At 41.0% G+C, this 13501-nt stretch carries 11 protein-coding genes; 5 read left to right on the top strand and 6 right to left on the bottom strand.

The features are described 5' to 3' along the window. Positions 1-21 precede the first annotated feature (21 nt). Positions 22-378 (top strand): hypothetical protein, encoded by a 357-nt coding sequence (locus ACJJIW_RS20700; RefSeq protein ID WP_282932106.1) that lies wholly within the window; start codon positions 22-24, stop codon positions 376-378. 150 nt (positions 379-528) lie between these two features. Here the strand turns inward: ACJJIW_RS20700 and ACJJIW_RS20695 are convergent, their stop codons facing one another. Continuing rightward, positions 529-2562, bottom strand: a complete 2034-nt coding sequence (locus tag ACJJIW_RS20695) for a hypothetical protein (protein ID WP_444936239.1) — start codon at positions 2560-2562, stop codon at positions 529-531. A 1639-nt stretch (positions 2563-4201) separates the two neighbouring features. Between ACJJIW_RS20695 and ACJJIW_RS20690 the strand changes: the two genes are divergently transcribed. After that, complete coding sequence (locus ACJJIW_RS20690) at positions 4202-5434, top strand: serine hydrolase domain-containing protein (protein ID WP_444936238.1); 1233 nt, start codon at positions 4202-4204, stop codon at positions 5432-5434. Between the two features lie 213 nt (positions 5435-5647). On the opposite strand, the gene ACJJIW_RS20685 is transcribed toward ACJJIW_RS20690, so the two are convergent. Genes ACJJIW_RS20685 through ACJJIW_RS20670 form a run of 4 tightly spaced genes read right to left on the bottom strand, consistent with a single transcriptional unit; the run spans position 5648 to position 8252 of the window. Beyond that, entirely contained in the window at positions 5648-6256 is a 609-nt protein-coding gene (locus ACJJIW_RS20685) for a DNA-3-methyladenine glycosylase I (protein ID WP_444936237.1), read from the bottom strand. A 1-nt stretch (position 6257) separates the two neighbouring features. Beyond that, complete coding sequence (locus ACJJIW_RS20680; protein ID WP_282932112.1) at positions 6258-6557, bottom strand: YciI family protein; 300 nt, start codon at positions 6555-6557, stop codon at positions 6258-6260. A 26-nt stretch (positions 6558-6583) separates the two neighbouring features. After that, positions 6584-7156, bottom strand: a complete 573-nt coding sequence (locus ACJJIW_RS20675) for a TetR/AcrR family transcriptional regulator (protein WP_444936236.1) — start codon at positions 7154-7156, stop codon at positions 6584-6586. A 19-nt stretch (positions 7157-7175) separates the two neighbouring features. Continuing rightward, complete coding sequence (locus ACJJIW_RS20670; protein WP_282932114.1) at positions 7176-8252, bottom strand: alkene reductase; 1077 nt, start codon at positions 8250-8252, stop codon at positions 7176-7178. A 172-nt stretch (positions 8253-8424) separates the two neighbouring features. Between ACJJIW_RS20670 and ACJJIW_RS20665 the strand changes: the two genes are divergently transcribed. From ACJJIW_RS20665 to ACJJIW_RS20655, 3 genes are all read left to right on the top strand, one after another. Beyond that, positions 8425-9132, top strand: a complete 708-nt coding sequence (locus ACJJIW_RS20665) for an alpha/beta fold hydrolase (protein WP_282932115.1) — start codon at positions 8425-8427, stop codon at positions 9130-9132. Positions 9133-9367: 235 nt separating this feature from the next. Further along, a complete protein-coding gene (locus ACJJIW_RS20660; protein ID WP_444936235.1) occupies positions 9368-10585 on the top strand; it encodes a serine hydrolase domain-containing protein in 1218 nt (405 codons plus the stop codon). 436 nt (positions 10586-11021) lie between these two features. Continuing rightward, on the top strand, positions 11022-12509 hold the full coding sequence (locus ACJJIW_RS20655) for an APC family permease (protein ID WP_444936234.1): 1488 nt from the start codon (positions 11022-11024) through the stop codon (positions 12507-12509). Positions 12510-12609: 100 nt separating this feature from the next. Here ACJJIW_RS20655 and ACJJIW_RS20650 read toward each other — a convergent pair whose 3' ends face one another. Next, on the bottom strand, positions 12610-13497 hold the full coding sequence (locus ACJJIW_RS20650; RefSeq protein WP_444936233.1) for a cytochrome-c peroxidase: 888 nt from the start codon (positions 13495-13497) through the stop codon (positions 12610-12612). Positions 13498-13501 lie beyond the last annotated feature (4 nt).

Genomic DNA, 13501 nt, shown 5'->3' with positions numbered 1-13501 from the left:
CAATCACTGAAAGGAATTCTAATGAAAACTATACTGCTTGTTGTGTTGATGACTATGCTTATGCCCCTATCCGTATATGGAGACTGTGAAAGAGCATGGAATATTAGTGGTAATATTTATGTTGAAGGTGTTAGTTTTCAGAAAAAAGAGCATGCAGGCGAAATGTATTGCTATGCTGAATTTTACTATGATAATGGCGATTACCTGCTCGATAATTACACTCTCGAGGAGTGCTATATTGGTGAAACAATAGTAGACTGGCGGGGGAAAGAGATGGCAACCATTAAAATGACGATGATTGCCAAAGTGCCAGATATACATGGGGATTATGGGGTCAGTAATAAGATAACTCATACTTACTACAACTGTATCAATTGAATTTAGTTATCGTTGACGTAAGTTTATGATTGTTTATCCTGTTATATAAAGCTAATTTATTAAAGATGATTGTTGATTAAAATGTTCCATCAGGGCCTACCGATACGTTGGTTATTGTCAGTGGGCCCTGGGTTAATTGAAAGAAGCTAATTAATATACATACACTGCGCCGGCTAAAGGTGCATCATTGTTATCCTGCCCGACACCTTCAGTTCCATCAGAATTCCCATCTTCGAAAGGTGTTGCGATGACTAAGGTCTGCCCGTCAGATGATATTGCCAAATTGTGTCCAAACATATCACGAGAATCTGTATTACTGGCCTTGATATAGTTGCCAGTTTCCCATGTACCAGATAGAGCGTTATAGAGATAAATGTAGGCCGCACCAGAATTTAGCTTAGATTGATCTTCAATTAGTCCTCCCACACCTGTAGCCCCGCCATTATTGTTCGGAGCAGCGATAGCCAAAATGCCACCATCACCAGATAACTGAACTGATTGACCAAAATACTCGCTGCTCTGTGGAGAGAGAGACTTTATATAAACCGGATTCCCCGGCAGGTTACTATCATTGTATCCAGACCATGGGTCAACCTTTTCATTTGCATCAGGCTCTCGATATATATAAGTCGCACCAGCGTATAGATAGTCGTAGTCAAATTCTACTGGGGGGGTTGCAGTAACTCCGCTACCGGAGCCTACTTCTCTAGGCGCTCCGATAGCAAGTACTCGACCATTTTGGGAAAGAGAAACAGAGTAACCAAAATTTTGACCATAATCAGAGTCAGAACTCTTTAAGTAGGCGGCTTGCTCCCAGATTTGGGTATCAGTCTCTCGAAAAACAAAAACTGCACCGTAATCGAGATTATCAGAGCTTGATGGTGTATATTCCCTATCGCCTGGGTCAATCCAATCCATTGGTGCTCCAACAGCTAATATTTCACCATTTTTAGAAAAAGCAAGTGCTGCTCCAAATTTGGATTCATAGAGATATTCTTCTGGAAATTTCGTATCTGTATCTGAGCCGGTAAATTTTGGAGCCAATGTTTGTAAGTATTTTACCTCGGAACCTTCCTCTGCATAGATGTCAATCTCATAAATGGAAATGCCTTCCAAGGTTTTAGCCGCTAAGCGCTTACCATTTGAAGATAAGGCTAATGGACTTCTATATAGAAATTTATCATTCCAGTCATATGTGTGAGAAAACGTATTAAAAAGTTTCCAATCCGTATTTTCACGTTTAAATAGATGGAAAATAAAGTTTTTTGACATCACTGCTAGTATTTTTCCATCAGCTGAAAGTTGTAATTTCCGCCCAAAATAAGCTTTTTCCTGCGGGTTAGCTTCAATCAGCTTACTTCTCTGTTCCCATTCAAAATTCTCATTCCGTTCAAAGGTATATACTGCACCTTGAGAGTCCTCCTTACCGGAGTAACTGGATGCAGAAACTACCATAACCGTACCATCGTCAGAGATAGCCGTTGAGTATCCAAATAACTCCCAGTCAGTGGAATTATCTGACTTTAAATAGCTAATAAGATCTTTGGATTCATCTGTTTCCGGCGTATCCAGTGCTTGAGTTGAAGCTATAATTCCCCCCTCAGCATCGACGGCATGTAGTTGAAATTGGATATCTTTATTGGTGTTTGGCTGGAAAAGATGAAGCGGAACATGGAACTTAAAAGTATGTGCATCCTTGGAGATTGAATCAAAGAGAATCCTCGCGTCTGGGGTACTGCCATCAGACCCTACGATACTGCCGAAGGAGCCATCAAGTTGAAAATGATTGAGTTGAAGTTTGGCATTTACTTCATCATTTAAAACCCACTCAATTTGAAAGCTAGCCTGAGCATTCCCTATATTCTCGACTGCTTTAATAGTGGCAGTAGAGAATAGTTCGGGTTCGGGTTCGGGTTCGGGTTCGGGTTCGGGTTCGGGTTCGGGTTCGGGTTCGGGTTCGGGTTCAGGTTCGGGTTCGGGTTCGGGTTCAGGTTCAGGTTCAGGTTCAGGTTCAGGTTCAGGTTCAGGTTCAGGTTCGGGTCCAGATTCTGACACAGGAGCTGCTTGTGAGTCCGATACCGACTTTTCCGTGCTTTCACTACCGCCGCCACCACATCCTGTGAAGATGGTGATTGCTGCTAAAATACTAAATAATATAGTTTTATTCATCGAATCAATATTCATCCAAGCTGAATTTAATCTTTAAGTGAGTATCTTCCAGATACTTAGCTTTTAACTAGGTTTACTTTGCCTTGCTAAAACATATGGTCTTCAAGTATATCAAGCACTTGTGTTTTCTAGCTACCTTCATTCATCAAATAGAAGAGAAGTTAATTGGTACATATGTGGAGTTATTGTCAGAAAAAATGGATTCTTCAATAGGGGCTAAGCTCTGACTTTTTTAATTTTAGATCGAAACTTGATTGGTAAACAGCTCGCTTCTTGTTGGCTTGGCTCGACTGGCTGCGATATCTACCGATATCCCTATGGAGATCAGATCGAAGTGTAAAAAATATAAATGTTACTTAATGATAGAGCGAACTTAAATTGCATCTATCAAGCATAAGATTTACCAAAAACGACAGCTTAATCAGTTGGTGCAAATTAAGTTGAAGTCTTTGGTGGGAATATTTATGAGGGTTTTGATTGGGGGGAGTTATTTTTCCACTGCGCTCTGCGGTGGCGTTTCCAAGATCTTTCAAAACAACGAAAGTAGTCCTCCCAAGCATGCGGTAGGTTTGCGGGTTTTCTCCGGTCCCTAATTTTTATAAAAATTTCTAGTTCATTTTCAATGGAAGCATAGTATTGCTTCATTTCATTTTTGGTGTGAGGGTTTCGAAAGTAGCGGTAGCTCAGCTTTGATCTCCATTAGCTGAGAGTTGCTAATGAAAACCAAAGCCGTTATATGCCAATATTAACTTGTGGCTCATGTTTTTTTGCTCACTAAAATTATGTCCTCCGGAGTGAGGATTGTAGCAGGTTTATTCAGTTCTTAACAATCATAAAAATAATAGTGGCTGGTACGTAAACTGTCATTTGTAAGATTTGACAAGATATTTTAGTAAGGTGCAAATTGATGTGGTGTTGTAATTATAGCCTAAATGCTATTTGTAAATTCTAATAATTTAACTTTTAAATATGGCACTTTGTATTAATCCTAGGTTTTGTGAGTGGCGGTGGTTAAAAGTTAACTTTGTGGGGCGGCGCATTGTTTGAGCTCTATTAGTACATTGGTGGTAAGCTTGAACAGATGTTCCACTATAGTGAGTACTTTCAAAGCTTAGTCCAGCTATATTTATGGATTAACTATTAGATCTTTAGGTTAATTCTTATCCTATCCAACTATATTCATACTGTGGAGTAGGGGCAACGAAAAATCCTAGGGGATGTGTTTGAAGGCATCGTTAAAGGATACCGATTTTGATAAAGAAATGGATGTTTGTAAGTGGTCGTCTGGAAAGTAGGCGTGGATGAGATATTGTCGGAAGAATTGTTTTTGAAGTTGCCGGGCAATTTTATCGCAACTACTACTAGAACTTAGAGGTTACTTTACGGAAATAGAGAGTAGCTATATAAGTGAGTTTTATATTAACGTCTCATCTGTTGTTGGTACTAAGGGATGTAATTGAGGCTGGATATTGCATAGCGCTTAATTTCGTATTTCTACGTGGTGATGAAGGCTATGTAAGAGCTTACTGGTAAGTAGGGATCTGTCCGTTTAGTAGCTTAAATACAGTTAAAAAATAAGAAAATCTTATGTTTTTGTGGATTTTTATCAGTCATTACTGATTATCACAAATAAAAATGAGCTATCTATTGTGGTATGAGTAACTTCCATTTGTTTGTATTCTGTTTGATTGATACAGTCATCAAAGTATTTTCACGTAGTTTATACACTTCAAAAGGATTTAATAATATGTACAAACGTTTTACTTTTAGTACAGCGCTTTTATTGTGCGCTTTATTTCAGTCTGCAAATGCAGAATCTCATATAGATAACTTGGATGATCTTTTTGATAGCGTGATTTCTGAGGATTCAGTGCCAGGAGTTAGTGTTGCTATAGGAGAAAATGGGCATGTTAGTTGGGCAAAAGGCTATGGCTATGCTGATTTGGAATCTCATGTTCCAATGACAAGAAGGACAAAGTTGAGGATAGCAAGTATATCAAAGGTTGTTACAGCAGCTGCTTTAATGAGATTAAAAGATCGGGGAGTCATTGAGTTGGATTCCTATGTTGGTCCATTGGTGGAAGCGTGGCCTGGATCACATGCAGATATTAGCTTTAGGCAGATAACAAATCACACTTCTGGCATACGCTACTATAGCTCTATGGAGGAAATACTATCTAATGTGGAATATAGCTCTACGATAGATGCATTAGATATTTTTAAAGATGATGATTTACTTTTCTATCCTGGAACAGACTTCCAATATTCAACCTATGCCTGGACACTACTTGCTGCAGCGATGGAGTCCGCATCAGGAGTTGAATTTAAGGAGTTAGTGCAAGAGGAAGTATTTGATTCCCTAAATCTAAAAAATAGTACCTTTGATGAGAATTCTCCTATCATATCTCATAGGCAGAGGGCCTATTCTTATTGGGGGGAGAGTCTTAGCAATTCACCTGAGGTGAATAGCAGCTATAAATACGCCGGCGGCGGTATGCTCTCAACACCAAGTGATCTGGTTAGGTTTGCATTATCTCATCTTGATAGCCGCTACTTGAGTGATGAATCGATTTCTGAGCTTTTTACTCCAGGTACTCTAACGAGTGGCGATGAACTGGACTTTGGTGTGGGCTGGGTCGTTGCTTTCAATACCTTGCTAGATCGGTATAATTCAGAAGAGGATGTAGACCTGATTAGAGTTATTCAGGAGCACCCAAATGTTAAGATGATTGATGGTGCGAGTGTTGGCGCTACTAGTGTCCTGATGCTTTGCCCCGACCATGCCCGTTCTGTAAGTATTATAAAGAATGTAGATAGTGAACAAACGGCGGACTTAACTGCGTTGTCGTTAAAGGTGTTGGATTTTTTTCACACAAGAAGTAGGTAGTTTTAATTGGTAAAGAGTTAAAGCTGCGGGTTATAAAATTGTCTTTCCCTTCCTCAATTTCACCGTATGAAATCATAGGTGAGGGAAAGCGGTTTGATCTCTTTGCTTTGACTTTAATTTGTAGCGTGCTAAATTTTTGTCTCATGTTCAGATTTATATTTCTGAGATAAAGCAAGGTTGTTTTAGCCTTAGTGGTAAGCATGTTGTCTGACATCAGGGTATTATAAAGTTACTTCTAGCCCTCTGTATTTTTGATCGGGTTATGCACCCCTCCAGGTGATCATTAACCAGTCCCATTGCTTGCATAAAGGCATATACTGTCGTTGGACCTACAAATTTCCAGCCTAGCTTCTTTAAGTCTTTCGATAATGCAATTGATTCACTTGAAGTAGACTTAGATTGAGGTTTTGCAAGTACTTTATCTTCAGGTTCATATTTCCAAACAAATGATGCAAGAGAGCCCTCACTCTTAACGATTTCTTTGGCACATTTTGCATTGTTAATAACTGCTTCAATTTTTCCTCGATGTCGAACTATCCCTTTATTTGTGATTAATTGCTCGATACTTTTCCTGTTAAAGTGAGCCACTTTATTAAAGTTAAAGTCGTGAAATGCCTCCCGAAAATTTTCCCTCTTTGAGAGGATAGTTCGCCAGCTTAGACCGGCTTGAAAACCCTCCAGGCATAATTTTTCAAATAGTCGGAAATCATTATCAACTGGATATCCCCACTCATTATCATGGTACTGCAGAAATTCTGGTGCAGAGAAACACCAGCTACAGCGGTAGTTACCGTCAGAACCTTGAGTAAGTTGTGTAGTCATATTAATTTCTCTCAGCATTTAATAGAAATTTAAGCGATTGGTTAGCTTTCGATGAATTAATCTCTATGACTTCAGCGCTAACGATACTTTCAGAGACAAAAGGATCTTGGTTGATACGTACTAGTAGATCTTCATGGGTGGTGTTGAATGCTAAAATGCCCCCGCCGATTCCAGGCTTAATACTGCCCGATAATAGAAATACTCCATCATCGAAACCTTTCTGAAGCCACGCTTTGTGGTCTGGCATATATTTTGCCGCGTGTGCTTTTTTCTCTGAAAATTTCAACAAGATAATAAACATATACTTGCTCTTCCTTACAGATGATATTATTTTTCCCTTCTATATGTATCGACCCAATGGCACATTTTACTGATTTCTTGCTCGGCGTAGCTCTTGTCTTGAAAAGCGGTTGCCATGGTTGCAATTCCCTGACTCCAAGAGAGTACTTGTAGCGCAAGATTATCTGCATCAATATTGTGGGAAATTTGTGTGAATTGTTTTCTCAGCCATTCTCGGAATAAGGTGAAAACTTTAGTGGCATCTTTGCGATTCAAATGATTCAACTTGGCAAGTTCATTGGATAGCGTGCCTACGGGACAGCCGAAATCCTTAATTTTATCCCAGTTAGCATCCACAATACGGATATAACACTTGATTCTTTGGTTGGGTGTGTCTCCTTGTTTTTCCCATTCTTCAAGCATTGCTTTGGTTTTTTTTAGTCTTCTTTCTATAACGCCAGATAAGATTTGGTCTTTTGTTTTAAAATGGTGGTAGAAGTTTCCTCTGGATATATTTAATAGATTTGCGATATCCTTGAACGAAGTGTGTTCAAAACCCTGCTGATAGAATAAGTCATCTGCTATGGCGATGATTCGGTCTCGGGTGTCTATTTTTTCCATAGGGATCACATTATTGAGTTTATACTTGAGTTGCGAAAAATGGATAGTCGGTGTAGCCTTTTTCATTTCCACCGTAAAAAGTCGAGTGGTCGGCCTGGTTGAGTGGTATGCCTTTTTTAAGTCGGTATACTAAATCAGGGTTAGCTAAAAATGGTGTTCCAAATGCAATTAGGTCGGCACTATTATTTTTTAGGGATTTTTGAGCTCGTTCAAGATTGTAGCTATTATTGGCAATGTAAACACCCTTGAAACTTTCGCGTAGAGCTTGATAGTTTAAAGTCCTTTTATTCTTTATCATGTCGCCTTCCAAAATATGCACGTAGGAAATATTTCGATAATTTAGCTGCTGTAATACATACTCGAAATTTTCTTGTGGATTGGAGTCGTACATTGAATTAAAACTGTTCTCTGGTGTGAGACGTATGCCAATGCGATTTGAAGGCCAAGTTTCCAATATGGAATCAATGACTTCGTTTAAGAGGCGCATCCGGCTTTCTATATTCCCGCCATAGACATCATTGCGCTGATTAGTTCCGTCACGCAGAAATTGATCAATTAGATAACCGTTAGCACCGTGAACTTCAACTCCATCAAAGCCAGCTTCTTTCGCCATTTGTGCTGCAAAACCAAATTGCTCCACGACTTCTGGAATCTCGCAAGTTTCTAATGCGCGGGGATAGACAAAATCCTTTTTGCCCTCGTAGGTAACAGCTTGTCCAGTTGGCTTGATTGCCGATGCACTAACGGGAACCTCTCCACTTGGCTGTAGAGTGGGATGGGATATCCGACCGCAGTGTTGCAGCTGTATATAGATTTTCCCATCAGCCTGATGTACTGCATGGGTTAACTTTTTCCAGCTATCAACTTGCTCAGTAGTGTATATACCTGGTGTATAGGGATATCCAATGCCTTGGGTAGAGACAGGAGATGATTCAGCGATAATTAGGCCAGCGCTTGCCCGCTGTTGGTAGTGAGTAACCATTATAGGGGTTACGACTCCATTTTTGTCCGCCCGATTTCGCGTCATCGGTGCCATAACCATTCGGTTTGTAAGTTGAAGACCGGATAAGTCGAAGGGGTGAAATAGACTTGCCATGCTGTATCTCCTTTTGACCTGGCATTAATACGACTAGGACGGTCGACCTAGACACATTAATGCTAGGTCAATCGCCCTAGATGTGTCAACTGTTTGTTTATTTCTATACTTGTGAGAACTCAAGCGGTGACAATTTATACAGTCGGCATGTCCGGCTAATGGTGATGCCAATATGGCAACATTTGTCCTGGTTCATGGTGCTTGGCAGGGTGGCTGGTGTTGGAAGCGGGTCTCAGCGTTACTTAGGCAATATGGCCATGAGGTATATTGTCCGACTTTGACTGGCCTTGGGGAGAGGGCACACCTACTATGTGAGTCGATAGACCTAGATACGCATATTCAAGATATCCTCGGTGTTGTTGCCTGTGAAGAGTTAACAGATATTGTTCTGTGCGGCCATAGCTATGGCGGAGTGGTAATAACAGGTGTTGCTGACAAATTGCATCAATATATTCGCTCACTAGTCTATCTCGATGCCTTGGTCCCAGAAAATGGACAAAATGTCATCGATCTTTTGCCCGCTGATATCGGCATGGAGCTTCAGAAAGCTGCTAGAACCAAGGGGGATGGCTATCGTGTAGCGCCAACTCCGGCTATAGCTTTTGGGGTCGGCATGCAAGATCAGGGTTGGGTGGATCGACACTGTGTCGATCATCCGTTGGGGTCTTTTGTACAAGCAATAGAGCTGCAAGGATTGTGGAAGCAGGTAGCTCGATATCGATATATCTACGCGACTGGGTGGACGCCAGGTATTGGCGGGCCGTTCTTCAAAAAAGCTCAGAGAGAAGTTGGTTGGGAAGCGATGACCATTCCCTGTGGCCATGATGTGATGATAGATATGCCCAAGGAACTTGCACAAATTTTGGTGGCTTCGATTTAACGCTTGTCGTCACTTTAGGTAAATACTGAGCATCCACTTATACGAGCTTTGATAAGTGTTAAACCGGAAATATTGCAGTGTACTGTAGGTTTGCGACCGGCAATAAAAAAGTTTGCCTTGCTGAATCCATTTTCAGCATTAGATGCGTCTAATAAATTTGTTGTTGATTCAATATGGCTCACCTCGGTTTGGGAATATTTGCAAACTTTAGCAGTTGATAAGCGAGTGTGCTTCATTGGGTAAAGAGTTCCGGTGTGGCTATGGTAAGTTCGAAGTGAAAAAAATGTTAAAAAATTATTTATTATTTGGTTTGGTAGCGTTATTTGCTGGCTTGAGTTTGAGAGCCTATGCTGCTGATGATAAATTTTATAGCGCGGAACAGAAGATTGTAGAGCTAAAGGAAGAGTTTAATTTACCATCACTATCTGTTGCAATTGGACTTAACAATAGACTAGCTTTTGCCCGAGCAGTAGGATATTCCGATATTGAAAAGGATCTGGAAGCTAATACGGATACCCAATATTCGGTTGGCAGCTTGTCTAAACCAATGACTGGCTTGGCTGTGGCCCGGTTAGTTGCTACCGGGAAACTGGACTTGCGACAGCCAGTAAGTGATTATCTGGAGCGTCCTCAATATACGTCGAAATTTAGTATTGCTAAGCTTGCGGCACACACTGCTGGAGTGCCACACGATACTCCTGAGAGAGATTTAGCTGAGTTCATTGATGTAAAGGATCATCAACGTCCTATGGATGCGTTTTACGTATTCGATAAACATCCTCTTTTATTTGAACCTGGAACCGGGCAGCACTATTCATCAAATGGATACATATTGCTATCTGCTGTTATCGAAGAGGCATCTTCAAAAGGATATGTCGATTATCTTAGCTCTGAGGTCTGGGATCGTTTGGGAATGAAGGCTACTGAACTGGATACCTCTTTTGCCGGACAGGAGAGTGAAGCAACTTACTATTCCAGTGTGAACAAAGAAGGATTACATGTTCGCTCGCTCGACAAGCGAGATAGGAGTTTCCTTTTTGGTGGTGGAGGTTTTATTTCAACACCAACTGATCTAGTGCGAATGGCTCAAGCCACCTATGGAGTAGGGTATCTGTCAGTAGAGGCCCTACAAGCGCTTTCAATGCCGGTAAAATTGCGTAGTGGCGAGATCAATGAGGAAAAATACTCACTTGGTTGGAGGGTGGCTAGTGTCAAGCTAGGAAAGGATGATAAGTCATGGTTAGCGCTGCATCATGGTGGAGTGACTGATAATGCTGCTACGGCTTACCTTTTAGTTGTTCCTGAATGCAAGGCTTCAATAGCTTTTGCGACTAATTATGTGCCAGGTCAGTTCTGGCGCATGAGGGGGCGTATTACGTCAATCTTGAAGGAATATATTGATATTCAAAGTTGTGACCGTTGGAGCTTTGCTCAGTCTTCAGTGGATGCTTAGTACCTACCGCTTGATTTCAGCCAAGGTAGCCTGTGCAGTACCACTATGTATCCATGATACTACTGGATATGGGAGCGATTCACTATAGCATTTGAGCTAGAAAATATTTCCAAAACTTGTCTTTAGGGAGAGAGAGGCTTTTACCACCTAAAGCTTGATAAAGCGACTGTATTGAGAGTCGAGGTATTTTGGTAAAGCGTATTGGCCCCTAAGGGAGTTGGTGGTAGTTTATTTAACTTACTAAATACAGACGGCTTTTTATTCCTAAAGCGCAATAGCTTCATGTTTAGTTTTGATTTCTGACCTTGAACAAAAAGGATAACTTACTGTTCCGTGGTTAAAATGAATCGAGCTAGCTAAACTAATATTACTGGCAGCAGGGCCAATCAGGTTAAATAGATACGATACCTGCGAAACACTCCAGAAAACGGTTGATATGGGTCGTGCCAAAGGCGGGAAAAAACGCGTTTCTCTGTTGAGTGCTACGCTGCTTAGTGCCACCTGTATGATAGGTTCGGGTTGGTTGTTCAGTGCACAACTTACTGCAAACTATGCCGGTAATTGGGCTTTTGGAGCTTGGATATTAGCGGCACTTTTGGTCTTGATGGTAGGTTTGTGTCTAAGTCGGGTAGTTGCATTCTATCCGGTTCGTGGGGCCCTAGCACAGTCTAGTGCACTGTCACACAATAGCATCTTTGGGATGCCATTTGCGTTCGCTAACTGGTTTGGCACATTAATGGTTGTTGCAACCGAGGCGCAGGCAACAACCCAATACCTCTCATCTGCAATAGATTCTTCTTTGTTAATTGATAATCATACCTTGACCCCATGGGGAAAGGTATTGGCTTTAAGTATTCTTTTTATATACTTGGTGATTAACTATTATGGAATACGATTTCTTGCCAAGATCAATAATGTTATTACTGTACTAAAAATATTTACACCGACATTTGCAATAATCGTATTGTTAATAGTTGTATTTAGTAACGATACAAGTGGGTCAAATTTCTCAGTTGACCCTAGTCAGGAATTTGGCTTCAAAAGTGCTTTTTCTGCAGTTATTGGGGCGGGTTTAATTTACTCGTTTAATGGCTTTCAGATCAGTGTTGCATTTGCCAGTGAAATAAAACATCCAAAGCGTAATATTCCTTTGGCCGTCACTTTTTCAATTGCAATCATGACGCTCGTTTATCTGGCATTACAATACGCTTTTATGGCGTCAGTACCGAATGACCTCCTGGTGGAAAATGGTGGGTGGAAAGGAATTAATTTTGACTCACCGCTTTTGGACTTGGCGACGCTGCTTGGATTGCATTTTCTTGCGATGGTACTACTTGCTGACAGTGTAATAAGCCCCTCTGCATCTGGATATACCTATTTGGGAGCATCGTCGAGAATTCTATTTGCAATGGCCTCAGTAGGACAAATGCCACGATGGCTGGCTGTTTTAGATCCTATACACAATTTATCAAGACGCTCGATGCTCACTAATTGGCTGATAGCTGCAGTTGTACTTGCCCATGCTGATAGTTGGGCGGCTTTAATGGTGATCGTTTCTGGATATCATATTGTTGGATATATGGCAGCTCCCATTAGTATGGGAGCATTGGAGCCCAAGCTAAGACATTTTGGAGTAGTCGTTTTTGCTCTGCTGGGGATGCTAATGACAACGATAACCTCATCATCTTCATTGTTGTTGGTTTGTGTATCTTTGTCTATTTTAATTTGTATTTATGCATCACTACATGTGGTCAGTATTGGGTTGAAAAAGCTGGCAGTGCTTGTTCTTCCGTTTGTTATTTACTTGTGGCTTCTATATCTTTTCCAATATGAATGGTTGGTTTTGGCTTTTTCTGCTGTCTTTTATTTGCTGATATCTTCAAAACCGTATGTGAGATTTTGCAGGGTATATAATAAATTGTGATTTCACAAGGCGTATTTTCACTTTGTAAATATTGTGTTCTATTTAATGGGGGATATGTGCACTTGGAGATTTTGGATTTGATTCCAGGTGCACAGAGGAGTTAATCAGATATTGGCAAACCGCTGGGTACTGAACCGGGAATATTCTCACTTAGATCAAGGCTATTTGGATCGGTCAATGCTTTCAGAAATTCTACGATATCAGAAACCTCACTTGCAGACATATTGGCGGGTCTTAACAAGGGTTCTCGTAGTGCGGCTTGTGCTATCGATCCAGTCCGAGCTGGGCTGTTCATTACGGTAAAGTCTATTTCATCTAAATCGGTTCGAGAAGGTAATATGGCCTGGCTATGATCATAGGTCATTAAGGAGAGAACAGGATTGTTATAGTGATTTACAATGCTCTCAAGAGTTGTATAAGCACCAGAGTGCCCATAGGGCGCGGTTAATTCAATATTTCGTAATGATGGCGTGCGGAATTTAAAGCGATCTGCACTATTACCTGAGACTCGTTCTCGGCCAAAATCTTCAAGCCCGTCTGAGAATCCCTCTCTGTTATCTCCCAAGCCAGGGCCAATTTGTGGCATAGCGATAGCATGAAATAGATTGTCTGTTTGGAGTGGGCCGGCATGGCAGATTGCACAGCCTTTATCATTAAATAGCGCCATACCACGTAAAGCAGCTTCGCTCATTGCATCTTCACCTCTTAATTGCTGATCGAATGGCGAATTAAGAGCTTGCCAAGCGCTAATTTCAAAGGCTGCAATAGCATTGGCAGCCATGACAAATGTTATATCGCTTTGGGTTTCCACATTTTCCGGATAAGCCGCCGCAAAAAATTCAAAGTAACCAGGAATATCACGAAGTCTCTTAGCGAGTAATTCCCATACGCCGTCTTCACCAGCAAGTTTGCCCTCTGCTACAGCGATAGAAATTTCGTTTTCTTCATCTTGCCCTGCCATTTCAGTTGCCGAGGTAACTGGAAACATAGCT

This window comes from Microbulbifer maximicatervae (SeqCode) (assembly GCF_052467815.1).
This window is presented reverse-complemented; position numbering and strand designations above follow the sequence as displayed.